Source organism: Streptococcus pseudopneumoniae (assembly GCF_001072925.1).
Taxonomy (GTDB): Bacteria; Bacillota; Bacilli; order Lactobacillales; family Streptococcaceae; genus Streptococcus; species Streptococcus pseudopneumoniae_Q.
Genome location: NZ_JVHE01000089.1, coordinates 1 through 26165, shown reverse-complemented (window position 1 = coordinate 26165; position 26165 = coordinate 1). Strand labels below are relative to the sequence as shown.

General features: G+C 40.0%; 34 protein-coding genes. 2 read left to right on the top strand and 32 right to left on the bottom strand.

Annotated features, from left to right (window positions below; translation table 11 throughout):
• Positions 1-139: 139 nt before the first annotated feature.
• From ADH81_RS05370 to ADH81_RS05330, 9 genes are all read right to left on the bottom strand, one after another.
• Positions 140-1438, bottom strand: a complete 1299-nt coding sequence (locus ADH81_RS05370; RefSeq protein WP_049527046.1) for an ABC transporter substrate-binding protein — start codon at positions 1436-1438, stop codon at positions 140-142.
• Positions 1435-2118: a response regulator transcription factor gene (locus tag ADH81_RS05365; protein ID WP_006147185.1), complete on the bottom strand. Its 684-nt coding sequence runs from the start codon at positions 2116-2118 to the stop codon at positions 1435-1437. Before ADH81_RS05365 ends, ADH81_RS05370 begins: the two co-directional genes overlap by 4 nt.
• 6 nt (positions 2119-2124) lie before the next feature.
• Entirely contained in the window at positions 2125-3441 is a 1317-nt protein-coding gene (locus ADH81_RS05360; protein WP_049527044.1) for a sensor histidine kinase, read from the bottom strand.
• On the bottom strand, positions 3441-4424 hold the full coding sequence (locus ADH81_RS05355; protein WP_049527042.1) for a substrate-binding domain-containing protein: 984 nt from the start codon (positions 4422-4424) through the stop codon (positions 3441-3443). The genes ADH81_RS05360 and ADH81_RS05355 overlap by 1 nt, the downstream gene beginning before the upstream one ends.
• Positions 4425-4614: 190 nt before the next feature.
• Entirely contained in the window at positions 4615-5010 is a 396-nt protein-coding gene (locus ADH81_RS05350; protein WP_049527040.1) for a single-stranded DNA-binding protein, read from the bottom strand.
• Positions 5011-5085: 75 nt separating this feature from the next.
• Positions 5086-5847, bottom strand: coding sequence for an SDR family NAD(P)-dependent oxidoreductase (locus tag ADH81_RS05345; protein ID WP_049527038.1), 762 nt, complete (start codon positions 5845-5847; stop codon positions 5086-5088).
• A gap of 29 nt (positions 5848-5876) precedes the next feature.
• Complete coding sequence (ytpR, locus tag ADH81_RS05340) at positions 5877-6503, bottom strand: YtpR family tRNA-binding protein (protein WP_049527037.1); 627 nt, start codon at positions 6501-6503, stop codon at positions 5877-5879.
• Between the two features lie 13 nt (positions 6504-6516).
• Positions 6517-6834 (bottom strand): thioredoxin family protein, encoded by a 318-nt coding sequence (locus ADH81_RS05335; RefSeq protein ID WP_049527036.1) that lies wholly within the window; start codon positions 6832-6834, stop codon positions 6517-6519.
• Positions 6831-7121, bottom strand: coding sequence for a DUF4651 domain-containing protein (locus ADH81_RS05330; RefSeq protein WP_049527035.1), 291 nt, complete (start codon positions 7119-7121; stop codon positions 6831-6833). The genes ADH81_RS05335 and ADH81_RS05330 overlap by 4 nt, the downstream gene beginning before the upstream one ends.
• Positions 7122-7326: 205 nt before the next feature.
• Between ADH81_RS05330 and ADH81_RS05325 the strand changes: the two genes are divergently transcribed.
• Positions 7327-7590 carry a DUF898 family protein gene (locus tag ADH81_RS05325; RefSeq protein ID WP_049527033.1) on the top strand — a complete coding sequence of 88 codons (264 nt, stop codon included), beginning with the start codon at positions 7327-7329 and terminating at the stop codon, positions 7588-7590.
• Positions 7591-7627: 37 nt separating this feature from the next.
• Here the strand turns inward: ADH81_RS05325 and ADH81_RS05320 are convergent, their stop codons facing one another.
• The 23 genes from ADH81_RS05320 to ADH81_RS05195 form a co-directional block, all read right to left on the bottom strand.
• Positions 7628-7882, bottom strand: a complete 255-nt coding sequence (locus tag ADH81_RS05320) for a DUF1912 family protein (RefSeq protein ID WP_049527031.1) — start codon at positions 7880-7882, stop codon at positions 7628-7630.
• Between the two features lie 9 nt (positions 7883-7891).
• Entirely contained in the window at positions 7892-9226 is a 1335-nt protein-coding gene (locus tag ADH81_RS05315) for a DUF438 domain-containing protein (RefSeq protein ID WP_049527029.1), read from the bottom strand.
• Positions 9226-9459, bottom strand: a complete 234-nt coding sequence (locus tag ADH81_RS05310) for a DUF1858 domain-containing protein (RefSeq protein ID WP_000368732.1) — start codon at positions 9457-9459, stop codon at positions 9226-9228. The genes ADH81_RS05315 and ADH81_RS05310 overlap by 1 nt, the downstream gene beginning before the upstream one ends.
• 322 nt (positions 9460-9781) lie before the next feature.
• On the bottom strand, positions 9782-9964 hold the full coding sequence (locus ADH81_RS05300) for a hypothetical protein (protein ID WP_049527025.1): 183 nt from the start codon (positions 9962-9964) through the stop codon (positions 9782-9784).
• Position 9965: 1 nt separating this feature from the next.
• Positions 9966-10745: a hypothetical protein gene (locus ADH81_RS05295; RefSeq protein ID WP_049527023.1), complete on the bottom strand. Its 780-nt coding sequence runs from the start codon at positions 10743-10745 to the stop codon at positions 9966-9968.
• Positions 10746-10904: 159 nt separating this feature from the next.
• Positions 10905-11255 carry a 30S ribosome-binding factor RbfA gene (rbfA, locus tag ADH81_RS05290; RefSeq protein ID WP_049527021.1) on the bottom strand — a complete coding sequence of 117 codons (351 nt, stop codon included), beginning with the start codon at positions 11253-11255 and terminating at the stop codon, positions 10905-10907.
• 167 nt (positions 11256-11422) lie between these two features.
• Positions 11423-14176 (bottom strand): translation initiation factor IF-2, encoded by a 2754-nt coding sequence (infB, locus tag ADH81_RS05285; RefSeq protein WP_049527019.1) that lies wholly within the window; start codon positions 14174-14176, stop codon positions 11423-11425.
• Positions 14177-14192: 16 nt separating this feature from the next.
• Complete coding sequence (locus tag ADH81_RS05280) at positions 14193-14492, bottom strand: YlxQ-related RNA-binding protein (RefSeq protein ID WP_049504276.1); 300 nt, start codon at positions 14490-14492, stop codon at positions 14193-14195.
• Positions 14485-14778: an RNase P modulator RnpM gene (gene rnpM, locus ADH81_RS05275; protein WP_000857562.1), complete on the bottom strand. Its 294-nt coding sequence runs from the start codon at positions 14776-14778 to the stop codon at positions 14485-14487. The genes ADH81_RS05280 and rnpM overlap by 8 nt, the downstream gene beginning before the upstream one ends.
• Before the next feature lie 22 nt (positions 14779-14800).
• Positions 14801-15937, bottom strand: coding sequence for a transcription termination factor NusA (nusA, locus tag ADH81_RS05270; protein ID WP_049527017.1), 1137 nt, complete (start codon positions 15935-15937; stop codon positions 14801-14803).
• 42 nt (positions 15938-15979) lie between these two features.
• The gene (gene rimP, locus ADH81_RS05265) at positions 15980-16459 is read right to left on the bottom strand and encodes a ribosome maturation factor RimP (protein ID WP_000338687.1); all 480 of its coding nucleotides are present in this window, start codon (positions 16457-16459) and stop codon (positions 15980-15982) included.
• Positions 16460-16585: 126 nt separating this feature from the next.
• The gene (gene trmB, locus ADH81_RS05260; RefSeq protein WP_001266101.1) at positions 16586-17221 is read right to left on the bottom strand and encodes a tRNA (guanosine(46)-N7)-methyltransferase TrmB; all 636 of its coding nucleotides are present in this window, start codon (positions 17219-17221) and stop codon (positions 16586-16588) included.
• Entirely contained in the window at positions 17218-18012 is a 795-nt protein-coding gene (gene ccrZ, locus ADH81_RS05255) for a cell cycle regulator CcrZ (protein WP_000362994.1), read from the bottom strand. Before ccrZ ends, trmB begins: the two co-directional genes overlap by 4 nt.
• Before the next feature lie 151 nt (positions 18013-18163).
• Positions 18164-18775, bottom strand: coding sequence for a CPBP family intramembrane glutamic endopeptidase (locus tag ADH81_RS05250; protein ID WP_049527016.1), 612 nt, complete (start codon positions 18773-18775; stop codon positions 18164-18166).
• Positions 18776-18804: 29 nt separating this feature from the next.
• Positions 18805-19053, bottom strand: a complete 249-nt coding sequence (blpZ, locus tag ADH81_RS05245) for an immunity protein BlpZ (RefSeq protein ID WP_049527014.1) — start codon at positions 19051-19053, stop codon at positions 18805-18807.
• Positions 19054-19093: 40 nt separating this feature from the next.
• Positions 19094-19783: a CPBP family intramembrane glutamic endopeptidase gene (locus tag ADH81_RS05240; RefSeq protein WP_049527012.1), complete on the bottom strand. Its 690-nt coding sequence runs from the start codon at positions 19781-19783 to the stop codon at positions 19094-19096.
• A 214-nt stretch (positions 19784-19997) separates the two neighbouring features.
• Positions 19998-20309 (bottom strand): hypothetical protein, encoded by a 312-nt coding sequence (locus ADH81_RS05235; RefSeq protein WP_049527010.1) that lies wholly within the window; start codon positions 20307-20309, stop codon positions 19998-20000.
• A 320-nt stretch (positions 20310-20629) separates the two neighbouring features.
• Entirely contained in the window at positions 20630-21232 is a 603-nt protein-coding gene (locus ADH81_RS05225; RefSeq protein WP_049527008.1) for a CPBP family intramembrane glutamic endopeptidase, read from the bottom strand.
• A gap of 502 nt (positions 21233-21734) precedes the next feature.
• Positions 21735-22139, bottom strand: coding sequence for a hypothetical protein (locus tag ADH81_RS05220; protein WP_049527006.1), 405 nt, complete (start codon positions 22137-22139; stop codon positions 21735-21737).
• Between the two features lie 330 nt (positions 22140-22469).
• Entirely contained in the window at positions 22470-22826 is a 357-nt protein-coding gene (locus tag ADH81_RS05210; protein ID WP_049527003.1) for a hypothetical protein, read from the bottom strand.
• Positions 22827-22927: 101 nt separating this feature from the next.
• On the bottom strand, positions 22928-24277 hold the full coding sequence (locus ADH81_RS05205) for a sensor histidine kinase (protein ID WP_049508526.1): 1350 nt from the start codon (positions 24275-24277) through the stop codon (positions 22928-22930).
• Between the two features lie 13 nt (positions 24278-24290).
• The gene (locus ADH81_RS05200; protein ID WP_049527002.1) at positions 24291-25028 is read right to left on the bottom strand and encodes a response regulator transcription factor; all 738 of its coding nucleotides are present in this window, start codon (positions 25026-25028) and stop codon (positions 24291-24293) included.
• 4 nt (positions 25029-25032) lie between these two features.
• Complete coding sequence (locus tag ADH81_RS05195) at positions 25033-25371, bottom strand: LytTR family DNA-binding domain-containing protein (protein WP_049508257.1); 339 nt, start codon at positions 25369-25371, stop codon at positions 25033-25035.
• Between the two features lie 276 nt (positions 25372-25647).
• On the opposite strand from ADH81_RS05195, the gene ADH81_RS05190 reads away from it, so the two are divergent.
• Positions 25648-25977: a hypothetical protein gene (locus ADH81_RS05190; protein ID WP_049508259.1), complete on the top strand. Its 330-nt coding sequence runs from the start codon at positions 25648-25650 to the stop codon at positions 25975-25977.
• The last annotated feature ends 188 nt before the right edge of the window (positions 25978-26165 follow it).

Genomic DNA, 26165 nt, shown 5'->3' with positions numbered 1-26165 from the left:
TTACTACGCCTCCTTTATTTGACTCTATTGTAGAATATTTGGAAGCGCTTTTATATTGTCAAATGTCACATGATAAACATGACATTTAGCAACAAAAAAATGACATCTGTCACTTGACACAATGTCATCTTATTTTTCTTTAAACTCCTACCTGAAGACTACTTTCAATTTCCCTCTGAATTTGAGGCAAGCGGTTCTCGACATCTTGATCGCGCAAAGCATTGCCAATCAAGTAGTCTAGCTTTTCCAACATTTCTTTAGAGACATTCTTGGGACTACTTTCAACAGCTTGTTCCATGATACGGTTCAAGGTCTGATTGGTCAAGGAATCCGTGCCAAAATCATCTACCTGTAGAAGATCTTTACTAGATTGACTTTGGACCACCTGTGGCATAACGGAAATCCCTTGAGATTGAGCAAAGAGGAGTTGTTGAATTTCTGGATCTTCTGTCAACAATTGCATCAATTCCCAAGCTAACTTGGAATGAGGAGTCCGAGCAGACATAGCAAAAGAAGTCGTCGTAACCAAAGTCGCCTTGGTAGTTTTTGACTTAGCAGGCATAGGGATACAGGTCCAGGTGAAGTTTGAATATTTTGAAACATGGTAAGGATAAGGTTTATAGGTTCTATATTGAGCCAAAGTCATGGGATAAAAAGCGACTTTCCCCTGGTCAAAATCTTTGGAACTTACCTTATAGTTCTTATTCAGCTCTTCCAATTTTTGTAAAAAAGTCAAAGACTCTTTGACTTCTGGAGCCGTAAGTTTGAGCATCCCTCCTTGAAAGAGACTACCCCCATTTGCTGCCAAAGCTTCTTTCCAGGTATATTCTGTACTCCCAAACTGATCCAATTGACCATCTCCATTGGTATCTTTGGTTAGTTTTTTACAAATTGTATAGAACTCTTCCAAGCTCCAACCTTCCTTGGGAACCTCTATGCCTTCTTTGTCCAGCAAATCTTTATTGACACACATCAAAATAGGATTACTTTCATAAGGTAATGCATAGGATTGCCCCTGATAGACACCTGATTCAAATGCAACAGGATAAAAAGCAGCTTGGTCTTCTTGATTCATATAGCCATTTAACTTTTCTAGAACGCCACGCGCCGCCAATAAGGACAGATCTTGCTCAGAGACCATAAACACATCCGGCGTCTTTCCTGAAACAATCTTTTCTGAGAGCCAGTCTGAATAATCCGACTGTGGAATCCCATTTTCATATTCCACACGGACATTAGGATGGGACTTTTCAAATTTTTGAATCGCAAGATCCAAAGCATGGGAGCGTTGACTGGTCGGTACATCCCAACTAGATCCTGCATAAACTCCTATATGGAGCACGATCGGTTGTTGTTTCCACCAATAAAAACTAGTACTCACAGAGACCACAAAAAGGAGAACGATTCCCCAACAAAGATGCTTTCGGTTTAATTTCATTCCGTATTTCCTTTTGAAAAATCGCGTCTAGTCACTCCTGTTTGAACTGACCAAATTGCTAATTGCGTTCGATCTCTTAGGTTTAATTTCGCCAAAATCGTTGATAAGTAATTGCGCACAGTTCCTTCTGATAAGAAGAGTTTTGCAGCAATTTCTTTGTTTGACTCGCCATAGCCTACTTCTTGAATAATTCGCCATTCTGTCGTGCTCAAATCCTTGACGTTGTCCTCATCCACAGCAATAGAGAAATTCGATTTGGCCATTTGAGAGAAGATCTGAAAGACCTTGCTTGCGATATTGGGGTTGATCATAGCTCCACCCTGATGCACCACCTTAATAGCCTCATAGAGCTCTTCTGTCGAGGCTCCCTTTAAGAGATATCCTGAAGCACCATACTTGAGTGCACTATAGATAAATTCATCATCGTCAAAAGTTGTTAAAATAATAATTTTGATATCCGGATAGTGTTCTTTTACTTCTTTTGTAGCCAAAACCCCATCCATGCCTGGCATCCGAATATCCATAAGGATCAGATCCGGATGCGTCTGTGGAATGCTGGACAAGACATGATTCCCATCTTCCACTGTAGCTACCACTTCGATGTCGGAGTGAGCCGACAAAATAATTTTCAAAGATTCTCGAATCAAGGCTTGGTCATCTGCCACCATTACTTTTATCACCATATCTTATCTCCCTTCTTTATATTTTGGTAAACTGACACGTGTGAAAAATCCATCGCGACTTTCAAATTGAAGCTGGCCTCCTAGAATTGAAATACGCTCCATCATCTGTTTGAGTCCATAACCATAAGTTAAGGTTTCAAACCCAACTCCATTATCTTGCAAAGCGATCAAATAATTCTCTTTATCCTCAAAAAAATGGAGTTTTAGTTGGCTGGCGTGACCGTGGCGAACCGCATTGGTCATAGACTCTTGAATCACACGAAAGATCGTATCTTCAATCATGACATCCATATCGACATCTACCCATTCATAGTTTAGATCAACTTGTAAGTTGGAAAGAATTTGATACTCGCGGATGGTCTTTTCTAAAGCATCTTTGAGAGTTCGTCCCTCAAGGGCTCCCGGACGAAGACGATTAAGAGAACCTCTCACATCTTGGATTCCTTCACGGACCACTTCTGATACGTTTTTCACCTGCTCTTTTGCCCGATTTGGATCGATATCGATCAAGACCCCAACAGCATCTAAACCTGCTGAGATGCCTGTTAGTGCGTGCCCCAAAGTATCATGAATCTCACGAGCAATCCGCTTACGCTCCCGATCCTCTGCAATCTTCTCAGACAAGGCCATATAATTGTTCAACTCCGTATTAACCTTGGACACCATAGCCAATTCTTCCTCTACTTCGTGATTTTCCGCAAGGACGTTCATAATATAAAACAAAAGTGAAATAATGAAGAGTACCATATTTGAGGCATAAAGGGAATTCTTTAAGAAAAAGGCCAGAATGCGGATAGATTCAGGATAAAAATGAATATAGACATCTAAGGACGGAATCGGGAAGAAAAGAGAAAAGACATCTGAATTTGTCACAAGGAGCATCAAGAAGCTCACTAGGATAAAGGCAAACCAATACTTCCGATCTCTCTTGGTATTCAACTCTTTGGAACCATAGAAGATATCCGCAAAAACCAAGAGAATGAGCCCGTTATAAGCTACATTTTGAACCCACATCAGAAGCAGCATCAGGAGAATCTCCAGAATATTCCTCTTATCAAAAATAGACCATCGACTCGTTTGAGGCCGATATCGACTCATCGATATCAAAGCAATCCCAGCAAACAAAACTGCAGACAACCAAAAAGTCGTAGATGGAGCAAAGGGAATACGCTCTAGACGCTCTAATAATAGAGAGGCTTGGCGTTGAGCTATGATATAGTTGGTTGCTTGAAGATAGATGATACTGTTTAGCATAACAGCGATAAAATTGACGACCATAAGAATGGCTAAACTGTATCGAACACCTCTAAACTTTCTCATTACTGCCACCCATTCACATCAAACTGATCAATGTTTTCCTTTGTCATCATTTCAACTGGAATGCTCACCTCTTTGTTATAGCTCTTCCCTTCAGCAATATCTTGAATGACCTCCATCACGCGGTCTCCCATCTTCAAAGGAGACTGAGCAACGGTTCCCACAACATCATCCGTCGAGTGCAACAAAGATTTCATATCTGGTGAACCATCGATTCCATAAATCGCAATGGGGTAAGTTATTCCTTGCTCCTTAATTGCAGCCAGAGCTCCTATAGCTGAGCGGTCATTTAAGGCAACCAAGGTATCAATTTCAACCCCTAACTGTAAGAAGTTTTGGACAGCCGGCATAGCAATCTCCGTCTGCCCCTTGGTTTCCAGTTCCGAAACAATCTGATAAGAACTGTGCCCCTCTATAGTATCTTTAAAGCCTTGAATCCTCGTATCTGCTGAAACAGTCCCCTTATGTTCCAAAAGGAGGACCCGAGCACTAGAAGAACGTTTCATCAACTCTTTAGCAATCAATACTCCCGCTTGGTAGTTATCGGATACAATACTTGCATCTGGCTTAAAATTCTTCAGTTGGGTATCGACCGCAATGATTTTAATTCCTTGTTTTCTAGCTTTTTCAAGAGCAGTTAAAATTGACTGGCTATCCCCCTTGACCGGATTGATCACTATCATATCAACTTTTTGAGCACAAAAATCATCAATCTGTTGGCTCTGTCTTTCTTCGTCCAATTCTGGATCTCGGACGTAAACAAGAGCTCCTCTTTCATCGGCAATTCGACTAATTTCCGAATGAATACTTTTATAGAACCCATTGTTCATGGTCATATAGGTGACACCAATTTTAGTCTGATCCTTGATGCCACTTGTTTGACAACGGCCGAAAACCCATAAGAGAACACAGACCACTGGAATCAGTAGTAATAGACGCTTTATCAGCCATTTCAACAATTCTATTTTCTCTTTATTTTTCTTCAAATTTCATTCCTTTTCTGAAAATTTTGAATATATATTACTTTATTCTACTACTTTTTCAAAAAAAGTGCTTGATTTTATTGTACAAGTGCATTTATTCGACCCATCTTAAAAAGTAATTTCCGAACAATACCATAAAAACAATAGAAAAAAGCCGGTCTATAGGTGAACCAGCTCTTCTATTTGATTGATATTAAAATGGAAGTTCCTCTTCTTCCAAGACCAAATCTGCCAAGTCTTGACCTGCATTATTTTCACGCATAGCACGTTGGGCACGACTTTCTAAGAGTTGGAAGCCCGTACAGAGAACTTCTGTTACATAGTTGGTCTGTCCATTTTTCTCGAAGCGACGGGTACGTAGTTCCCCATCCACAGAAATGAGACTGCCTTTGCTACCATAACTTGCCAAGGTTTCAGCAAGCTTGCCCCAGACTACAATATTGATGAAGTCTGCTTCACGTTCTCCGTTTTGATCTTTATAACGGCGATTCACTGCAATCGTTGCTCGTGCAACGGACTTGTCATTGTTGGTTTTGTGCAATTCTGGTGTTGCCACAATTCTTCCAATAAGAATAATTTTATTAAACATTTTTTCATCCTCCTACTTATCTATTCGAAGGAAATCAAAAAAAGTTACAAAATTTGTAACTTTTTTAAAATAATGTTAGTCTCTGTGAATCATAAATCCAGTTGCTTGTTGATTGGCCATGATGGTCATATCTGTGATTTGTACACGTCGTGGTTGACTGGTTACATAGACAACAGCATCTGCGATATCTTGCGCCTGCAAGGCTTCGAGTCCCTGATAGACCGTTGCAGCCCGTGCCTCATCTCCATGGAAACGGACCTTAGAAAAGTCAGTCTCTACAATACCAGGCTGAATAGTCGTCACCTTGATATCTGTAGCTATGGTGTCAATCCGAATCCCATCTGAAAAAGTTTTGACAGCTGCCTTGGTTGCTGAATAGACTGCTGCACCAGCGTAGGCGTAAATACCTGCGGTTGAACCCATATTAATGATATGGCCTTGATTTGCAGTCACCATAGAAGGCAAGAGGCAACGAGTGACTGCCATCAAACCCTTGACATTGGTATCCAGCATGGTCAGCATATCCAACTCTTCATAATCCTGATAAGGAGCTAAACCTAAAGCAAGTCCAGCGTTATTGACCAATATATCAATCTGACCCACAGTTTTTAGAATATCTGAACAGACAGTCTTAACCATGCTCATATCCGTAACATCTAAAGGAAAGATCCAAACTTTTTGATTTGGAAAGGCTTCTGCGAACTCAGTTTTGAGAGCTTCAAGTCTTTCTGTTCGACGCCCTGTAAGAACGATATTTTCACCTTTTTCTAGATAGGCACGCGCAATAGCTTCACCAATACCTGATGTTGCACCTGTTATCACAACATTTTTTGCCATCTTACTTTCTCCTATCTAACTTAACAAATTTAAGCTGTCCAGTGTTTTGATGGGTCAAATGGTGTTCCGACAACTTGGTCTTCTGACAATTCAATGATCCCACGTTTTTGTGGAGCATTTGGTAAGGCAAGTTCACGAGGACTGCACATCATCCCAAAACTCTTTTCACCACGAAGTTCCCCTGGGAAAATGAGATTCCCTTTTGGCATCATAGCTCCTGGAAGAGCAACAATGGTTTTTAAACCGACACGCGCATTAGGAGCTCCTGCAACAATTTGCACTGTCTTATCACTCGCAACTGCCACTTGGCAGATATTGAGGTGGTCACTATCTGGATGCGCAACCATTTCTACAATTTCACCAACGACAAATTTGGGTTCCTTGTCATTGATGATTTCCTCAGCAAATCCTTGAGCCTGCAATTCTTGATTCAAACGTGCTACTTGCTCGTCTGTCAAAAATATTTGGCCACGTTCCTCAATTTCGAATAAGCTAGAAACTTCAAAAATGTTCCAAGCAACAGTTTCACCAGTTTCCTTTAGGAAAACACGTGCCACATTGCCTTTACGCTCAACATCTAGTTTGGCATCGCCACTGTTTTTCACGATGACCATAAGGACATCACCGACATGTTCTTTGTTATATGTAAAAATCATTCTTTCTTTTCTCCTACTTTAATCCTGCTAAAAAGTCGTTTATTTGTGCCTTGGTTTTACGGTCACGATTAACAAAGCGTCCAATCTCCTTGTCCTTATCTAAGACAATTAGACTTGGAATCCCGTATACATCCCATAGTTTTGCAAGTTCCATGTACTCATCTCGGTCTACTCGTATAAAGGTAAACTCTGGATTGGTCTCTTCAATCTCTGGCAGAGCTGGATAGATATAGCGACAATCGCCACACCAATCCGCAACAAAAAGGAGGACCTTCTTGCCATCCTGTTCTACTAGATTTGCTAATTCTTCTATACTCTTAGGAGAAATCATAAGACTTCCTCCTCGTAGATGAGATCTTCATCTTCGTAGACAAAGGTATAGTGACGACCATCTTCAAAAATAACACCACCAACAAGACGTTCTAAGCTACTTTCGTACACTTGGACATAGAGAGTTCCAATCTCACCCATTTCTGAAAAGTAGTCTCGCACAATAGCTGTCAACTCTTCCTGGTTCTTCATGAGTTTGTGATCATCAGCGACTTTCTTAGCACCAAAGGCAAGAGCTCCAAGCCCTACCACGACTAAACCTGTTTTAATAATATTTTTCGTTTTCATGCTAACATTGTAACACAAAAAGATAAGTAGGACAAATCGTGAATGCTATTTTCGTTTGAACTATATGTACCTCATTTCAAGAAATATTGACTCCTATCTCCTCCTATGGTACAACACCTCAAAGTAATGATTTACTTATCCATAAAATTCTAAGGAGACTCTATATGAACAAATAAAGTTATTTTGACGGGGATTACTCAGCTTTATCGGACACTCAATTGTCGCTTTTTTCATCATCGCCTTAACTCTAGGAATTGCCACACCTTGGGCCATTTGTTTTATGCAAGATTGGAAAGTCCGACATACTGTCATCGATGGTCAACGATTATATTTTGATGGAACTGGCGCCCAGTTATTTGGAAGTTGGATCAAATGGTTCTTACTGACGATTATCACTCTTGGAATCTATTCATTTTGGTTAAAAATAAAAACAGAACAATGGATTACCAAGCATACCCATCATATGTAAAAAGTGCGGTTTATAGACCACACTTTTTTTATAGCTCTTAATAATGTCTCTCACCAAATAAACCTTCTGGCAAATCATGGAAATCCTTGCCTGCCTTGAAATTTTCAAATTTTCCTAGCAAGAACTGGTAGGCATCCAAGCGGCTTTCATAGCGAATCATGGCATCTTTAGCACGCTCATCTTGGTCTTCTTCATAGACTTTTTGGCTTTCCTTGAGCGCCATATCATTAATCATGATCTGGGTATTGACCCAGGCTTCAAATTCTTTCATAAATTCTTGTTCGTAACTCATTTTTTCTCCTTATTCTAATCCACGGAAATAGTCTGTATCAATCTCACGGTAAGGCTGGATATCCTGAACATACTCCAATACACCTTGAAATTCTCCATTTTCATCGTGTACTGCAGCATAGGTGATATGGACAAACTTACCTCGTGACTCGGACTTGAACCACATCTCATACTTGTCCTTGACCCCGTCACGAAGACCTTTCATAATGGTCTTTACCTTATCAAGGTACTTGGGCGGATGACATAGCTCAACATTGCGCCCGACTTGAGACGGTGTCCGCTTGAAAATCATCTCATCTGCTGGCGTATTGTCATTGTAATACTGGAAAATATCATCCTTATTAACAAAGGTAATTTCCATTGGCAGATGGTTGAGAATAAGATTAGCCTGTTCAACTGACAGATAGCCATTACCGAAAGCCTGCTGGCTATTGCGATCTAGCACCGTTTCCTTTTCCTTTGGTGTAAAGGTGATAGTAAACTGACCTTCTGGCGTATCAATCACTTGTTGAACTTGACCATCTACAGTTTCTGGCTGAGTTGGTTCTTCTACACTCTTTTCCTCAACAAATCTTTTACGTTCTGGCACCCATTTTTCAGAAGGTCGGATGATAGCATATCCATAAGCATCACTTTCCTCAGCAATCTGAATCCAGTCATCCTGGGTAAAGGATTCGAGCAGAATCATGAGAAGGATAGATTCTTCCTTGAAAATCATACTCTCAAACTCTGTCGCAAAGGCTTCAAAAGTTTCCTTTACAATGCTAATGGACACTTCTGGTAGGGACTTGGCTGTCGCCAAGGCTTTCTGAAAAAGTTCCCTGATTTGGTCATCCACTCCCCACATGACTTTTGGTGGCGAATCATGTCCATAACGCTCCATAATAGGAAAGAAGAGCTCTTCCTTGCGCTGGTAGTGACGGTCAAACTGACCTACAAGTCCCATCTGGCGAACCAAACCCTTACGCATCTCCGCAAGCATTTCCTCATCTTCCATAGACTCATATGTGTCTAACAGTCTACGAACACGAATCAAGGCAGCACGGAGGGCTAGATTTTCATCCTTAAAGACACGCACGGGATGACCTGGATGCTCTGTATCTTCAACCTCGACACCCTTAACAGCATTTTTAAAGAGATTGGCATGGACATCACAGAGCTCCATGACGTCTTCAAAGGTCACACCTGAGTCCGAGTTCATCAACTCGTGCTCCATAAGGGAAATCTCAATAGCAGATACACCTGTAAAGGTTGCATCAAAGCGCTCCTGAACGGACTCTGGAGAGGCTCCATTATGTAATTCTAATAAAATATCCCGAAGGACATGAATTCGTTCATCTGCCATTAGTCTAATCCAATCACTTCGTAACCATTTGCTTCCAGTGTGCGTACAATCTTGTCCATAGGAGTTCCTTCCAGCTTAGACCCCTGTTTGAGCGATACTTTTCGTCCGACTGTATTTCGCATCAAGGGATTTGCAAGAGGCTTGAAACCAAGTTCTACTAGGATATCCAAAACTTCTGGATGCTTGTCCACCACTTCCGCAACAGGAATAGATACATCAATGATATTGTCCATCATAACCTCCATCATTTTCTCTAACAGTTTTTTCTTTTTTATTATACCACAAGGGCAAAGATTAAAAAACTAGCAGTAGAAGACTTGCTAGTTTATTTCGTATAACTTCATTATTTCTAATTATATAGACTCTTCCTAGTAAATATCCCAAAGTCTTATCCTTACCATGATCATCAGAGAAGTTTGAAAAACCAGTCTATGATCTTGAAAAGAATCTTATAGAACAGTAATTGGAAGGCGAAAGAGACTAAAAACCAGAGAATTTTTATCAGACCAACAATTGGTGTTATAAAAAGAAGAGTAAAGAACCTCCAAAAAGATTTCATTCTTTATCCTCCGGCTTCATCAACCAAGTAGCTGTATCCATAAGCTTATCTACAAGAACTAATTTCGCCAAACTAACGACTGTGTTTTCATCTTTTTTTATGGTTTCTGCAACTTTTAATGCTTGCCTTGTAAGAAGATAATTGCCATAGGTTTTGGCCAATACTTTTATGATACCCATGTCATTCTCCTTCGATGATTTTAACCTCTTTTTGGATAGTGGCAACATCTCTTTGATATTGTGCTTCATCGTAGTTAATCAATTTGGACAATTCTTTTTGCAATCTTTCTCCCATGGGTTTCATAGTCGCAAAGGTTAAGCCACCTGATAGGACTCCACCTAAGATAGGAATAACTTTTCCCATCCCCTTAACCAATCCTCCCTTGGTCAGATTCACTCCAAAGATTTTCAGAACTTTTTCCAAAATTGGATACCAAAGAGTCTTTGTCAAAGCCTTTTTGTTCACAATTTTCATCACTTGCTTAGCAACTGTAACCCCACCAGAACGAAGTAGAGCGCCCGCACCATTTACTCCCAACATCACTCCCAGATAGAGCAAGAGGGTATTTTTAGCTTCTTCGCTCAGCTCATTTCGCGAAGCCCAGAGATCATCGTATCCATAGATATAACCTAATTCTTGCGCTAATTTCAATGAAAATGCGTAAAACTGGGCCACATCTGTCGGAATGGTAACTGCCATGGCAATACCTCCAGGCAAACCTGCCAAAACAGATGTCCCACTTGCCAGTAAAACATTATCTTTAATACAGGCATTGGCCACTTGATCTAAGGTTTCCTGAGGTAATAAAGCTGTCGGCCCTTCTTCCAATAATCTAGGAATATCCTTTGAAGCCACTTTCTTAGAGAATTTATCCATTAAAAATTTTGACCGGTTCACTTTGACGACAGGAAGTTTTACTACCTGTTGCAACACTTGCATCGCCACATCTTCTTTAGCCATCTCTATCTCCGTTTTTCATTCGTATCAAGCTTTATCTTATCATATTTATGGAATAAATGATATTTTCAAGATTTATTTTCTTGATTTCTACTCATCTAATCTGACTAGACAATGACCTACTTATAGACACACAAAAAAGAGGGTTTCCCCTCTTTCTGCTTAATGTTTATCCAGATTGCGTAGCATCTCGTCAATCTTGTTTCCATATTCGATGGATTCGTCTTTGACGAAAGTTAAGTCCGGAATTTTGTACAATTTCAAATTGCGACCAAGTTCACGTTTGATGGTGCCAGTTGCTTTTTCAAGCCCGACTTGAGCTTTCTGATTATCTGAGGCAAGATTACTCAAAATAGTGTAGTAAACCTTAGCCATAGATAAATCACCTAGCATCTGAACATCAGTGATAGTCACACCTTGGACACGCGGATCACGGACTTTCTTTTGCAAAATCTCATTGACTTCGCGCTTGATTTCCATGCCCACACGGTCCGTACGGAAATGATTTGCCATAATTCTTCCTTTCTTTTTAATGAGTTAAAAGCTAGGCCAGCAGACCTAGCTTTGTCTAGTAGATAGAGGAACTAGAGCCATTTGAATCTAGGAAACAAGCCATAGATAGAACTAAGGGTTCATCAAGGCGTTGTTGACGACGAGTCAAATCGGCTATCGTTTCTCTATTATCTCTTGATTTCTTCCATGATGTAGGCTTCAATCACATCATCCATCTTGATATCATTGTAGCCGTCAATCATGAGACCACCTTCACGGCCGTTTGTAACTTCTTTGACGTCATCTTTATAGTGTTTCAAGCTAGCTAGGGCACCATCGTAAATAACGACACCATCACGGATGACACGGACTTTAGAGTCGCGAGTAACTTTACCGCTGGTAACCATAAATCCACCGATTGTTCCCACTTTAGATACCTTGAAGGTTTCGCGAATGATCGCTTCACCGATAACTTTTTCTTTAAATTCTGGGTCAAGCATCCCTTTCATGGCTTCTTCCATCTCTTCGATAACCTTGTAGATGATGCTGTGGAGACGGATTTCTACATCGTCAGCTTCTGCTTGTTGACGAGCTTGTGGTGTAGGACGCACGTTGAAACCAACGATAAAGGCATTTGAAGCTTCGGCAAGTGTCACATCAGATTCATTGATAGCACCTACTGCTGAGTGAACAATAGTTACTTTAACACCTTCCACATCAATCTTTTGAAGTGATGCAGAGAGAGCTTCAACAGAACCTTGTACGTCTGCCTTGATGATGACGTTAACAGACTTAAGTTCTCCAGCTTTAAGGGTATCAAAGAGGTTTTCAAGGCTGACACGTTGAGTAGCTTGACGTTGCTTCATAAGAGCACGTTTTGCACGCTCTTCACCAGCTGCACGCGCAGATTTTTCATCTTCGTAAACAGCAAAGTGGTCACCTGCCATTGGCGCTTCATTCAAACCAGTGATTGATACTGGTGTTGATGGGCCTGCAACCTTCACACGACGTCCAAGGTCGTTGGTCATAGCACGGACACGTCCGAAAGTATTTCCGACAACGATTGGATCTTGGACATTCAAAGTACCTTGTTGAACAAGAAGGGTTGCGACCGCACCTTTTCCTTTATCCAAACGAGCTTCGATAACAGTACCGATGGCACGAACTGTTGGATCAGCTTTGAGCTCTTGAATTTCAGCCACAAGTAGAACAGTTTCCAAGAGTTCATCGATATTTTGGTTGAACTTGGCTGAGATTTCTACGAACTCAGAATCTCCACCCCAAGCTGTTGACATAACACCATGTTCAGCCAATTCACCGATCACACGTTCTGGGTTGGCACCTGGTTTATCGATTTTGTTGATAGCTACGATGATTGGAACATTAGCCGCTTTTGAGTGGTTGATGGCTTCGATAGTCTGAGGCATTACCCCGTCATCTGCCGCTACGACCAAGATGGTAATATCGGTAACAGAAGCACCACGCGCACGCATAGAAGTAAAGGCCGCGTGTCCTGGTGTATCAAGGAAGGTAATCTTCTTACCATTTTCTTCAATCTGATAAGCACCGATATGCTGAGTGATACCACCGGCTTCTCCCGTAGCAACACGAGAATTACGAAGGGTATCCAAAAGGGTTGTTTTACCATGGTCAACGTGTCCCATGATCGTTACAACTGGTGGACGTTCTACGAGTTCATCTTCATTGAGATAACCCTCTTCAGCAAAGAAACGTTCGATATCAGCATTGTCCACTTCAACCTTTTGTTTAGCTTCAATACCGTAATCTACCATGAGGAGTTCGATTGTTTCACCGTCCAAGGACTGGTTTTGTGTCGCCATCACACCCATCATGAAGAGTTTCTTAACAATCTCAGCTGGTTCGCGTTTGATACGTTTTGCGATTTCCGCAACGGTCATACCATCTGTATATTCAAATTCTGTTGGCAATTCATGGAACTTACGCTCTGTAACAGGTTTTGGTGCCTGATTACGGTTGTTTTGCTTATTGCCTTTTTTATTCTTTTTGTTATTGTTCCAGTTACTATTTCTTTGATTTCTCACTTGATTTTGACTACTTCGATTCTTTTGTTGTTTTCTAGGACCATCTTCTTCGTGATCGTAATCATCACGATCTTTGTCTGGTCGAGCTTGTTTCTTACGACGTGTATCCACTACAGGTTCTTTAGCTGCAGGAGCTACTTCAACCACTGGTTGAACTGGCTGCGCTTGTTCAGCTAACTTAGCAGCTTCTTCAAAGATTTCCTCAGGTTCCTTGCGTTTGTTTGCTTGAGCCAAGGCTTCTTTGGCAGCTTGAGACTGCTTGAAGCGTTCCTCACTTGAACGAGCATATTCTGCATTTTGCTCTGCCTTTAGAGCAGCTGCACGGGCTTTAAAGTCAATGCGTGGGCCTGCTTGATTTGGACGTCTGTCCTCTTGCTGGCGGCGATCATTCCCGCGATTTTGTTGACCTTGTTGTTTTTTACCTTGATCATTGAATCGACGGTTGTCACGATTGCCTTGACCTTGTTTACCACCATTACGGTTATCATTTTTTTGACGATTCCCATTTTGTTGATGGTCACGGTTATTACCCTTATTTTGCTTGCGTCGTTCAGCCTGCTCTTTTGCACGTGCTTCACGCTCAGCCTTAAAGTTTCGACTCTGTGGTTTTGCTGGTGCCACTTTTTCTTCTTTAGGGGCAACAGTTGCTGCTGGTTTTGCCTCTTCCTTAGTGACAACTGGCTTTGGAGCCACAGGTTTCGATTCTACCTTTGGAGCAGGAGCAGGTTTAAAACTTGCTACGATTTTTGAAGCAGCTGCTTCCTCCACACTTGATGAGTGGCTTTTTACATCCAAGCCCAACTCTTTTGCACGCGCCACAACTTCTTTACTTTCTTTTCCAAGTTCTTTTGCGATTTCGTACAATCTTTTCTTAGACAAATCATGTCCTCCTCTTCTATTCCATAAGAGACCTCATTTTCTTTGTAAATCCAGCATCTGTCACAGCCAAAACTTTTCTTGATTTTCCGACTGCTATGCTTAATTCCAGTGTTGAAAACACGGTAATAACTTCTACTTGATAATAATGACTTTTATCCTGAATCTTCTTGGTCAGGTTGGGAGCAGCATCATGGGCGAGAAATACCAGCTTTACTTTCTGGTCTTGGATAGCCTTAACGACCATCTCTTCACCCGAGATGATTTTCCCTGCTCTTTGAGCAAGTCCCAAGAGATTGGCAATTTTTTGTTTATTCAAGTCCTAACTCTCTTCTTTTCACTTTGTGATCAACATAGGCAATCAACTCGTCATAAAAGCTTTCTTCAACTTCCATACTAAAGCTACGGTTAAAGACTTTTTTCTTTTTAGCCTCTAAGGCTTCTGCATTGTCTAGCTTGATATAAGCGCCACGACCATTAGCCTTGCCTGTCGGGTCGATAAAGACCTGTCCTTCTTTGTTCTTGACAATACGGAGTAAATCGCGTTTATCAATCACTTCATTAGACACAACAGACTTGCGCAAAGGGATTTTTCTAGTTTTCATCCTTCCCTCCTCTAATCAGCTCTTATTCTTCGACCAATTCGTCTATTTCTACCTGGTCAGCTTCTTCTGCTGCTTCCATGGCTTCAAACTCACTTGCAGACTTGATATCGATACGATATCCTGTCAAATGAGCTGCCAAACGAACGTTTTGTCCACGGCGACCGATCGCAAGAGAAAGCTTGTTATCTGGCACAACGACCAAGGCACGCTTGCTGTCGTTTTCATCAAAGATAACTTGGTCAACTTCAGCAGGAGCGATAGCGTTGTAGATAAATTCAGCTGGATCGGCTACCCATTCGATAACGTCGATGTTTTCTTCGATTGGAACCATACGATCGCTCTTAGCATCGTAGCGAGCTGGGTGGAATTTGCTAGTGATTTTCTTGATGTTAGCACCACCACGTCCGACGATTGTCCCGATCGCATCCACGTTTGGATTGTGGCTACGAACAGCAACCTTAGTACGGTCACCTGCTTCACGAGCAACACTCATGATTTCAACAGTTCCGTCATAGACCTCAGGAATTTCTTGTTCCATCAAACGTTTAATCATTTCTGGATGGCTACGGCTCACAAATACGTTCACACCACGAGGATTGTCTTCAACCTTGTAGACATAAACTTCGATACGATCATGAGAAGCAAAAACTTCTCCAGGGATTTGGTCTTGTTTTGACAATTGGGCTTCAATGCTACCAAGATTGACATAGATAAAGCGATTGTCAAAACGCTCCACTGTACCAGACATGATTTCTTGCTCATGCTCTTTGTAAGTATTGTAGGTAATGGCACGTGTTTGCTTGCGCATTTTTTCCATGATGGTTTGTTTGGCAGATTGAGCTGCTACACGACCAAACTCACCTGGTGCTTCTTCAAATTTAATCTTGTCCCCAAGCTCGTAAGCTGAGTTAATGGCAAGAGCATCTTTTAAGCTGATTTCCAAACGGCTATCAAATACTTCATCAACAACTTCACGGACAGTATAAACTGTAAAGTCCCCTGTTTTTTCGTTGAAATCAATGGCTACACTGTCTGATTGACCATAGCGTCTGCGATAGGCTGAACGAAGTGATTCCACCACTGCATCAATGATGTCTTCTTTTTTGATTCCCTTGTCTTCTTCCAAAATGCGGAAGGCCTCTAGCATTTCTTTACTCATCTTCTATTCACTTTTGAATCTTCAAAAGCTTCCTTTCTTTTACTATAATTTTACTGCTAAACGTGCTTTTGACACCAAGCTGTATGGGATTTGGACCGTTTTCTTACGTGTCTTGTCCATATATTCCATAGTCAACTCATCCTCTTCAAAGGCTAGCAAGGTTCCTTCAAAGACCTTTTGCTTATCGATGGCTTGGTAAAGTCCAACATGGATGTATTTCCCAACCGCTCCAGCGACTGCTTCCTTGGTTTTCAAAGGACGCTCCAAGCCTGGACTGGTGATTTCTAGGAAATATTGTTCTGGGAAGGGATCTGGCTTGATAGTATCTAGGACAGGACTGATAATCTCTGTCAAGTCCGCTGTGTCGTTCAAGGTAATTCCCTCTGGTTTATCTACAAAAATACTAAGAATCATGTCACTGCCAATCTTTCCGTACTCGATATCAACGAGTTCAAAGGGAGCTTCAATGACAGGTTCTACGACTTCTCTGACTAATTCTACGATAGTTGCGATTGCGTCCACCTCCTCATAAGCAAGAGGCGAAGATATTTCCCCGCCTCACTTTCTCATATTCTTACTTACAGTATAGCACTTTTGACTACTTATGTAAAGTATAAGCACTCAGAAGGCTTGATTTTAAGCTTTTTCTTAAAATTCTGCCTCAACTCGGTAGATAACTTGACCCTTACTTGAGAATTTTTGCTCATATTCTGTCATGACATTTCCTTCAAAGTCACTGGCATGCAAGTCCAACCAAACGCCATTGAGCTTCATGCCATATTGAGAAAAACTCACTAGGCTATATTCAAACAAGCCACGGTTATCTGTCTTGAAATGAATCTCACCGTGTTCAGGCAAGATACGCTTGAAGGTATCCAAGAAACTCTTATAGGTTAGACGACGCTTTTCATGGCGTTTTTTAGGCCACGGATCTGAAAAGTTCAGGTACAAACGATCAATCTCACCATCTTCAAAGTAGTCGGTCAAATCTGAACCATCAACCCACAACAACTTGATATTGGGTACAGCAACTTCCAAGACCTTGTCCAAGGCATAGCTCAAAACAGACTTTTGAATATCAATCCCGATATAGTTGATATTAGGGTTTTGCTTGGCCATACCTGTCACAAAAGCACCCTTACCACTACCAACCTCAACATGGATAGGATTGTCATTTCCAAATAAATCTCGCCATTTCCCTTTGGCTTCTAAAGGATTTAAGACAACATACTGAGGATTAGCCTCTAGTAATTCTGTTGCCCCTTTACGATTTCTAACTCTCATCTCTTCTTTCCATACTTGTCACGGAAGATACGCAAAGCATAAATCTCCCGATTGACATTTTCTAGATCTTCATTTGTATAATATTTGGCAATCTGGCTCAAGAAGGATAACTGAGCATACCAAAATAGTTTGTTGATGACTGTTTGGTTATATTTGTAACCGTAATAAGTCAACCACTCTTTCCACTGATAGTCTGGAATATAGTGACATAGCATATGCGCTACATCAAACATGCGATCCGTTAAACGAACGGAATCCCAATCCACTAAATAAACAAGACCGCTCTCTGTCTCAATCCAATTACTATGTCGTACATCGCCATGAACGATCGTTGCATAATCTTCCCTAAAGTTTGGCAAACTTCCTCGCAAATCCTCTACTACCATTCTTAGATATTGATTGTTCTTCAAGGATTCTGGAGCATCTTTTAACCAAGCCTGAAGCAAGTCAAAAGGTGTTTCTAAAGAATAGCCCAAACGAGTCAATTGCGTCATCAAAGGACGCGAACGATGCAAGCGGCTCAAAATATTGATAATCTGCTTGCGATTCATATCATAAGGGGTCAAAATTTTACCATTCAACCATTCTTGGGCACACATATCACGCCCATCCGATAAACGGCGAGTCCATAATAATTGAGGAGCGATTTGTTCCTTGGCTAAACCAGGTAGGATTGGAGAGGTGTTCATTTTAATAAAGACGCGCTTCCCATCAGGGTAGCTTCCCATATAAGCTTTTCCGCTTTTCCCAGGTATAGGGGTCAGCGTTAGCTCAATATCACCCAAGTCCATTTCTTTCCTCCGTATAAAGTTTCCTTACTATTCTACTAGTTTTTAGGCTATTCGTCAACCAGTCCCGACCTGATTCTCAAATAAAAGCCCTTTATCCAATCTTGTTAAAAGAAAAAGGCAAGCACAATCTCCTACTTACCTTTCATGATTTTTATAAATAATATAAGAGTGGCAAACTGTTGTAAAACATATGGACTAGAGTAGAAACCCATAGATTTTGGCTCTTTTTATAAGCAAAGCCCAGTAACAAGCCTCCAAGTAGATAAAAAATAAACGAAGGGACATTAGAAGGTCCATGCATGAAAGAAAAGAGAGAGGAAGTTAGCACAAGCCCTAACCAAGAATTTTCAAATATAGCCCCCTGAAGAAGTCCCCTGAAAATGAGTTCCTCCTGGATGGGTCCAAAAACTGAGGTAGTCAAAATCAAAGACAGAGAAATTCCTCTGCTGACTTCCTCCAAGTGTTGAACTCCTGCGCCAGAAGAAACAGCGAAGAAATGAATATAAACTAGCGTCTCAAGCACACTTAGAAGAAAGATTGCAATGAAAAGCAAAAGTTGTTTCTTGCTTAACATCCCAAAAGAAATCATTTCAAACTTTCTAGCATAAGCAACACTCAGCGAGGTTACTAGAAAACTTACAATAATCAATGCAGATTCATTTTGAAAAAAATCCCCATGGTTAATCGTATAAGGAACTGTAATGACGATTATTAGTACTAAAAATCCAAAACACAAGGCATGAAATTTATCAAAAAACTCCATAAAATTATCCTCCCCACCAAACAGACTTCCTACGCGTCATCCTTTAGCTCTAGTCTTTCCAAAACAAACCATTTGAGTAACCAAAATCCGACCACATAACCAGCCCCTAAGAAGATAGCCATTAAAGATAGCATGGGATTTAGGAAATAAAAGACCACCACAGATACAAAGGTTAGCATAAAAACATTGAAGGCAATGGTGTCAGAAGCCAAATCTAGAATATAGGGTGTCAACCAGTCTAAGGTTTTTGAATCTAGGAAAAATAAGTGTTTATACATGATGACCTCCTGTATGGCTGAAAAGCAAGCCTTTTGTGTTTTACCCCAAGACCCTATGTAAAAAAGTGAGCAAAAATGGTAAGTTTGCGATGATATTATTAACAATATGAATCGTGTAAGAAGGATAGATAGTCTTTGTATAGCGTGTCAAACCACCAAATACACATCCAACTGCTGTATAAACCAGAAGGTCTAGTAGACTAGGAAAACTTGAAAAATGGGGTAAGGCGAACAAAACCGACGGAAATAGAATATCCAGTCCCCATCTTGAATTCTTAAAGAAGGCATGTTGAAGCAGTCCCCTACATACCAATTCTTCCATCAGAGGTCCTAGTACTATTAAGGTTAGGTAAACTCCGAACTCTGCAAAATTGGTCTCACTATAGGCAATAAACAAATTCCAACCTTCGTTTGTCCCCTGAACATGTTTAGCTGTCAGATAGTTAAAGCTTATAAGAACGACAGCTGCTAACATCGTCAGAACAGAATAACTCAACCACTTTTTCCTAGGGATACGAAAGAGATAAGCATGGCCCGACCTGATCAAAATCCAAACCATCAGGCCTATAAAGAGAAGACTGATGATGTTTCGAATCCAGATAAGATTTCCTACCCAAGACGAGAACTCCCAATAATTTCTCCAAAATTGGGTTGTCCAAGACAACCCGAAAAACAAAAATAAATGGGAAAGGACTGCACTCGTTTTGAAAAGAATAGAATATTTTTTCATAGAAACTCCCTCATAGCTTTGCTATCGTAGTTGCCACCAATTATCATTTAATCCTCCAGCATTCAGTCTCGGTAGCTAACACCATGACTTTGATAAGCCAATACATCTACCCTTGTGTACTTTTGTTGCTGTTAAAAACTTTATATTTTTCATCATCTAGGCAGTCAATTCTTTACAAAATGATAGACCATCATCTTTTTTCTACCTAATCATTTTATAATACTTGATAGTCTCGATGAAAAGTTGTGGCAGATACCACTCTATGATTTGTGAGGTCAAGATAATCTCCTGGATAGCCAAGGACATACATACTATAACCAGCAAAACCTCCTCCTGCCGTTCCGACTAGGCCAATTTTGAGATTGGTTGCAAGAGAAGACTGAAGTCCTGCCATTAAAATTCGGACATGATTGTCTAGCCATACTATGTAATTCTTTTGCAAGGCGTCTTCTACCCAACCTGGTTTAGGAGTATCTTTACCAATTTCCCAAACTTCTACTATTTGATTTTTATATTTTGCTTGCATCTTTATTTTAGGACTCTCACAGGGTTTTTATGTTCTTCTTGCCTGGTCTATGTTTTACCAGACTATAGATCGTAACAGGGGTACTTACCAGTACAAGGACATTTCTCCAGAGCTCTGTTGAAATCATGAGTACTCTTATACAAAGAACAAGAGAAAGCAATATTATTACAACTCGGGCAAATAAATCTAACAATTCGACATACTTTTTCATCTGATTCCTCCATCTATTGATTTCACATCTATCAGGTCAGTTCCCTAGTCACTATGACGCTAACTGATCATCCTCTACATTCCTTTGTAAATTTAACTACTGAAAACTACTAGAAGAATGATAAACAATTGTAACAAATATGGACTAAAATAGGCACCGATAGATTTTGACTCTTTTTATAAGCAAAGCCCAGCACCAAACCTCCAAATAGATAATAGAAAAACGAAGGAAAATCATAAGGTGCATGCAGGAAAGAGAAGAGAGAGGCAGTCAGTACAAGCCCCAACCAAGAATTTTCAAAAACCGCACCTTGAAGGATACCTCTGAAAACAAATTCCTCCAGAATAGGCCCAAAAACTGTCACGCTTGCAATAAAGGATAAGGAAATTCCTGTACTAGTAGCCTCAAGGTGTTGATATCCAGCACCAGAAGAGACTGTAAAAAAACTATAATAACCTATATTTACCAGCACACAAATAAGAAAGCTTCCAATAAAAAGTAGAATTTCTTTCTTCGTTAACCTTCTTAGCGAAACCATATCAAACCATTTCGCATAGGCAACACTCAGTGAAATCCAGAAAGTCTTTGCGATAATAAATAGGTACTCGTTTTGAAAAAAATCTCCTTGATTGATGGTATAGCCTACTGTAGTAACTATTATAAAGGCTAAAAATCCAACAAACACAGCATGACATTTATTAAAAATGGCCATAAACACAACCTCTCTCCTATTTAGAATCATCAAAATAAGGATTCAAGAATTTTGCATTTTACAGATAATACTTAGCAGATATTATTTTAAAATCATCCATCTTATTTTGATGATCTATTCCAGACCTATAAAACTTCTATGTTCAAGATTTAAAGTGGCTTTTTCTCCATTTTTTATTGAACTGAACGAAGATATAAACCGAAGCAAAGTATGCTAGTGCATCCATTACATAATACCACTCATTTCCCCTAAGCGGATAAAGACAAGTTTGCATGATTACATACAAGATGACAATCGTAATTATTTTTTTCGCCATAAGAATCACTCCTTTATTTCAGTTTAGCATTGGTATCCTTGTAACTTTTACACTTTTAGTATGGCACTGCTTTTTTAGGTTTTGCATCCAAATCTTAAATGGTCATCAAAAACTCTTAAATTGCAAGAACCCCTCTTGAAAAATCCCGTAGTCTGAAAACACTGCCTGTAAGTTCTTTTTGTGAGCTTACTTTTTATAATACTTCAAGCCCCAAATGAGCAGCAGCATGATGATTAAGCAGAGAACAGAAGCAATATAACCAATCAGTTGTTGATAGGATTCTGCCGCCGTTATACCTCTATACAAACCGATAATAGACATAAAACCTGTCAATCCGATGAACATGAGTTGATTGGTTCTAGGATTAACCAACTCATCATCTTCAAACTTTCTCACTCTCATTTCTCTAGTGAGGTAAACAATCACCAAAATAGAAGCCAAGTTAACAACCACTAAAAGCAATTGAAAAACTAAGGAAAAATGCAAAAACTGACGAGAGAGAAATAAATAAGTAGAGATCAGTACAGGTAACTGACCTAGGAACAATCTCGCAAGGAAGATGTTCCGTTTTTTAGCAAGAATAGTTTTCATTTCTTTGCTCCTTTCTTTTTCATTAAAGCAAAATAGATTATAACTGCAATCAGATAGGCTATTGTATAAAATAAATGATACCAATTACTATCCCCAAGAGGAGACATGATTAGATACAAGATGAAAATGACAAGTATTTTTTTCTTCATAAGATTTCCTCATAAATATTTGTTGAGCAAGAACCTTTACACTCTTAGTATAGCACTCCTTTTGACCTTAATTTCCCCAAATCATGAATGGTCATCGAAACCTCCTAAATTGTAGAAAAAAAGCAAGCACGAAAAATATGCTTGCCCTAATAAACCATAACCAATCAAAATGCTCTCATCCTTACTTCCCTTTTTTCTGATACATTCTCATGATAGCTAGGACGATAAAGGCTACCCAGCTTGCTAAAACTAGAAGGGTGACGCCTGTATGTAAGATTTCAGGTGTCCTCTCTATTCGGCTGATGAGACGGACTAAGGATATCACTGCCATCTGAATGAGGATCAAGGATTCTGCCCTAACCAATGATGTCTGCTGATTTTCAACTGCATGTAAAAAGGCTGGTAGCAAGACACAGGTTGAAACAATTATAATCAGATTAGCTCCTGTACCTTCTCCTTCGTTGACTAGAGAAAACATGAGAAGATTGGATAGGATGATCAGTACAGAACAAGCTATAAAATAAAATTTCTGGTTCATTTGTTTTTCCTCGAATATTATAAAAAGTCAGGTTGGATAAGGATAAATCGTTGCAGTGTTTTTCAACCTAAAATGCCACGGTTCTCTTGTTCACACATTCTCTAATCAGAACTTGACAGCAAATGAACCGCCAAAACCTGACGAAAGACTTGATCTTGACAGGTGGTATTGAGACTGGCATTGGGATAACTTTCCACAATCTTCATGACGGTATAGAGACCAACACCTCGGTCCTCCCCTTTAGAACTAACTCCAAAAGAGAAGATTTCAGAAACATCTATACCCTCTTCTTTGATGGAGTTTTCAATGATAAAGGTCTCCTGTGCGCCATTTTTTATAAAGGCGATTGAGACATGAGGTTGACTAGCCTCTGCACTAGCTTCAATGGCATTGTCACAAAGGATAGACACAATAGTCAGAAAATCAAGCAGACTCATACTCTCGACTTGAATCTCCTCAGGAACTTCGACATTAAAGACAATTTCCTTTTCTCTAGCTTTTAGAAATTTGCCTGCTAGGAGACTTTTAAGGGCACGGTCACGAATATTCACCAATCTGCCAAGGTCATATTTATTGTCCTGCAATTTTTGGCTAGAGTCCTTTAAGACGGAGTCGTAGACCTCTTTTATCTGCTCCATATCCTCCTCTTCAATGCCCAGACGTAAGCTGGTCAAGAGGTTGGTATAATCATGACGAAAGCTCCGTACTTCCTTGTAAAGCTCCTCTATATGCCGACTATACCGCTCCATATCTCTGTAACGCAAGTCCTGCTCTTGGTTCAGTCTCTCATGGAGTTTGTCCTTCAAATAGGTATCCAATTTCTTGATAACCCCCATAAAAAAGAGCAAGTAAAACACTAGGATGAGATGGCGCACAGTCTTTGATTGAATACCTTGTTCATATTCAAAGTAAGACAGAGTTTGTATCACCAAATAGTAGGCTCCCATTATCCAGTTAATCTTAGTCAGGGACTTTTGAAAACCTTTATCGAAAATATCTTTTTTCAAGTTAGTGAAATCATAGTCCAACCATTTCAAAAAGACTAGGGAAATGAAGAAATTGAAAATTATTATACATAACCAAGCAAATGAGTAATTGTCATCTATTTGCCCTTGGTCTAAAAACGGAAGCACAAAATAAGAAATACCTCTATGAAAGAGATTCACTAATATCATTGGGAAGAGACCATAAAAGAGGAGGAGTTTTTTAGGAAGTCCTCTTAAAAATAAGAAAGATAAGCCTATGCCGTACAAGGGTTCCATAAAATAAAATAGGTAACTATCTCCTACCATATAATCAATCATTAAAAAAACAAAGGCCAACAGTATCTTAAAAAGAAAGGCCTTAAAAATCCTCTCAAAAGTGATACCAATTCCATCCACCTTAAAGAAAATGACAATTTCTAGCCCATGAGTAACAAGTGTATACAACAATATCCAAGCAATATTCATAAACTCTCCTAGCTCAATGTAAGTTATTAATAGCCTCAGACACCTCCCTGACCTTATAACGTGCGATCAGACAGCTTCCGCCATTGGGAAAGAAAAGGAGTTTTTCTTTCTTATCCAAACGAACTACATTAGTTGGATTGACTAGAAAAGAGCGATGGCACTGCAAGAGACGAGGCTCCTGCTTGAGAACCTCCTCTAAACTCGCCGTAAATTCTAACCTGTCTGTCTTGGTATAGAGAATAACACGATGGGGTCTTGGGGACGTTTCGAGATAGTAGACCTCTTTAAAAGGATACTGAAATTGGGCAAATTTTGATTTAAAGTAAAAGCAATCTTCTGCTAGACTTTTACTGTCTTGACTATTGGCATAGAGGAGGACTGTCTCGATCTGAGATTCAAACTCCTCTGCCGATAAGGCCTTATCAATGTAGTCCAAAGCTGACACTTGGTAGCGAAAGGACAGGGGCATAAACTCCGAGTGAGTTGTCACAAAGACGATCAGGGCATAGGGGTCCCGATCCCGAATCTTTCTAGCTACTTCTAGTCCCTTCATCTCTTCATTTCGAATCTCAATGTCCAAAAAGAAAAGCTGATGCGCCCCCTTCTCATGCACCTCTGCCAGCAATTGGTCTGGCTTTCCAAAGACCTCAAAAGAACTGGGAATGATACTCTGTTTTTTCAAAAGTTTTTCAATCGTCGTTTCAATTCTTGCTTGTTGGGAAAAATCATCTTCTAAAACAAATATTCTCATCTTCTTACTCTCCTTGTCTCAACCATTTTTGGCGAATTTCTCTATAACGACGTCTGGAATACTGAACAGCATATCGATCTTCTTCTCCAAGAAAAAGAATCTTCGATTGGAGTTCCATGGATTTTACTCGTTCAAGGTTGACCAGACAATTTCGATGACATCTCGTTAAAGTTTCCCCATATTGTTTTTCAAGCTTGCTTAAATTTTGAAACAGATCAAAGCTAGCGTCTTCTGTAACAATCTGCACGGTATGGGCTTTCCTTGGATGCGTTTGGATATAGTAGATATCCTTTATGTTTAATTTGAAAATTTCTTTCTCTTTTTGAACGATGATATAGTTCATGGATAACACCTCCTAAAAAGAGGATACCATAAGTCTAGAAACTATTTTTCACCAAATCCTAAACGGTTCTTAAAAATTCCTAAAGAGTCGAAGTTTTTTTGAAATAACTATGATAACCTTACAACTATTTTATCATAAAATTTCGCTATTACCATTCAGGAAATTTCAATGACAATTAAAGATTTGAAAGTAAAAAAAGAGTAAAAAGTGATAGGCTATGATTAGAAAGACAAAGGCTTAAAATAACTTTAAAACCATCACAAAGGAGGAATTCTCATGACGGATACAAATCCAATCAAAAGAGCTCAGACACTGATAACTGAGTTAAACAAAGCTTACCAAGTCTGCAAACAAGCAACAGCTGACGATGTCCGCTTTCAGGAGCAACTGGACAATATCCTCTGCTTTCTCTCTAAAGCTGAGACAGTGGATAATCGATTCTTGATTGAGCTGGAAAAATTTTACCAAACTTCCAGTCTTCTCCTGGGCCTCAGTGCTCTCAATCCAGACGCTCCTACTCGCGCCGCTTGGAGAGCCTATGACCGCTTTCACTTTGACCAAGTCAAGACCAAGTTGAGTCTCTACGGACCAACCCTTATCTTGTAATAGTCTTCAAAAATCTCTTCAAACCATGTTAGCCTTAAAACTAGGTTTTGAGTAACCTGCGACTATCTTCTGGTTTGCTTCTTGGTATTCATTGAAGTTACGTAAATAAAAATGGCGGTGGGACAGAAATCGATAGACAAAGTCTCGATTTCGTAGTCCCAGCCCCGCGAGGATGATTAGGAGCTTTT

Bases quoted from the DNA above. Each gene is read 5' to 3' on its own strand.
- nusA (WP_049527017.1), bottom strand. From the start codon at position 15,937: ATGAGTAAAGAAATGCTAGAGGCCTTCCGCATTTTGGAAGAAGACAAG.
- ADH81_RS05310 (WP_000368732.1), bottom strand. From the start codon at position 9,459: ATGGACAATATCATTGATGTATCTATTCCTGTTGCGGAAGTGGTGGAC.
- ADH81_RS05205 (WP_049508526.1), bottom strand. From the start codon at position 24,277: ATGAATATTGCTTGGATATTGTTGTATACACTTGTTACTCATGGGCTA.
- ADH81_RS05295 (WP_049527023.1), bottom strand. From the start codon at position 10,745: ATGGCTAAAGAAGATGTGGCGATGCAAGTGTTGCAACAGGTAGTAAAA.
- ADH81_RS05250 (WP_049527016.1), bottom strand. From the start codon at position 18,775: ATGGAGTTTTTTGATAAATTTCATGCCTTGTGTTTTGGATTTTTAGTA.
- ADH81_RS05320 (WP_049527031.1), bottom strand. From the start codon at position 7,882: ATGAGTTACGAACAAGAATTTATGAAAGAATTTGAAGCCTGGGTCAAT.
- blpZ (WP_049527014.1), bottom strand. From the start codon at position 19,053: ATGTATAAACACTTATTTTTCCTAGATTCAAAAACCTTAGACTGGTTG.
- trmB (WP_001266101.1), bottom strand. From the start codon at position 17,221: ATGAGAGTTAGAAATCGTAAAGGGGCAACAGAATTACTAGAGGCTAAT.
- ADH81_RS05315 (WP_049527029.1), bottom strand. From the start codon at position 9,226: ATGGCAGATGAACGAATTCATGTCCTTCGGGATATTTTATTAGAATTA.
- ADH81_RS05330 (WP_049527035.1), bottom strand. From the start codon at position 7,121: ATGAAAACGAAAAATATTATTAAAACAGGTTTAGTCGTGGTAGGGCTT.
- ADH81_RS05200 (WP_049527002.1), bottom strand. From the start codon at position 25,028: ATGAGAATATTTGTTTTAGAAGATGATTTTTCCCAACAAGCAAGAATT.
- ADH81_RS05220 (WP_049527006.1), bottom strand. From the start codon at position 22,139: ATGAAAACTATTCTTGCTAAAAAACGGAACATCTTCCTTGCGAGATTG.
- ADH81_RS05350 (WP_049527040.1), bottom strand. From the start codon at position 5,010: ATGTTTAATAAAATTATTCTTATTGGAAGAATTGTGGCAACACCAGAA.
- ADH81_RS05225 (WP_049527008.1), bottom strand. From the start codon at position 21,232: ATGGCCATTTTTAATAAATGTCATGCTGTGTTTGTTGGATTTTTAGCC.
- ytpR (WP_049527037.1), bottom strand. From the start codon at position 6,503: ATGATTTTTACATATAACAAAGAACATGTCGGTGATGTCCTTATGGTC.
- ADH81_RS05190 (WP_049508259.1), top strand. From the start codon at position 25,648: ATGACGGATACAAATCCAATCAAAAGAGCTCAGACACTGATAACTGAG.
- ADH81_RS05195 (WP_049508257.1), bottom strand. From the start codon at position 25,371: ATGAACTATATCATCGTTCAAAAAGAGAAAGAAATTTTCAAATTAAAC.
- ADH81_RS05210 (WP_049527003.1), bottom strand. From the start codon at position 22,826: ATGAACCAGAAATTTTATTTTATAGCTTGTTCTGTACTGATCATCCTA.
- ADH81_RS05335 (WP_049527036.1), bottom strand. From the start codon at position 6,834: ATGATTTCTCCTAAGAGTATAGAAGAATTAGCAAATCTAGTAGAACAG.
- ADH81_RS05360 (WP_049527044.1), bottom strand. From the start codon at position 3,441: ATGAGAAAGTTTAGAGGTGTTCGATACAGTTTAGCCATTCTTATGGTC.
- ADH81_RS05370 (WP_049527046.1), bottom strand. From the start codon at position 1,438: ATGAAATTAAACCGAAAGCATCTTTGTTGGGGAATCGTTCTCCTTTTT.
- ADH81_RS05240 (WP_049527012.1), bottom strand. From the start codon at position 19,783: ATGAAAAAATATTCTATTCTTTTCAAAACGAGTGCAGTCCTTTCCCAT.
- ADH81_RS05235 (WP_049527010.1), bottom strand. From the start codon at position 20,309: ATGCAAGCAAAATATAAAAATCAAATAGTAGAAGTTTGGGAAATTGGT.
- rnpM (WP_000857562.1), bottom strand. From the start codon at position 14,778: ATGAAAACTAGAAAAATCCCTTTGCGCAAGTCTGTTGTGTCTAATGAA.
- ccrZ (WP_000362994.1), bottom strand. From the start codon at position 18,012: ATGGACTTGGGTGATATTGAGCTAACGCTGACCCCTATACCTGGGAAA.
- ADH81_RS05345 (WP_049527038.1), bottom strand. From the start codon at position 5,847: ATGGCAAAAAATGTTGTGATAACAGGTGCAACATCAGGTATTGGTGAA.
- rbfA (WP_049527021.1), bottom strand. From the start codon at position 11,255: ATGGCAAATCATTTCCGTACGGACCGTGTGGGCATGGAAATCAAGCGC.
- ADH81_RS05300 (WP_049527025.1), bottom strand. From the start codon at position 9,964: ATGGGTATCATAAAAGTATTGGCCAAAACCTATGGCAATTATCTTCTT.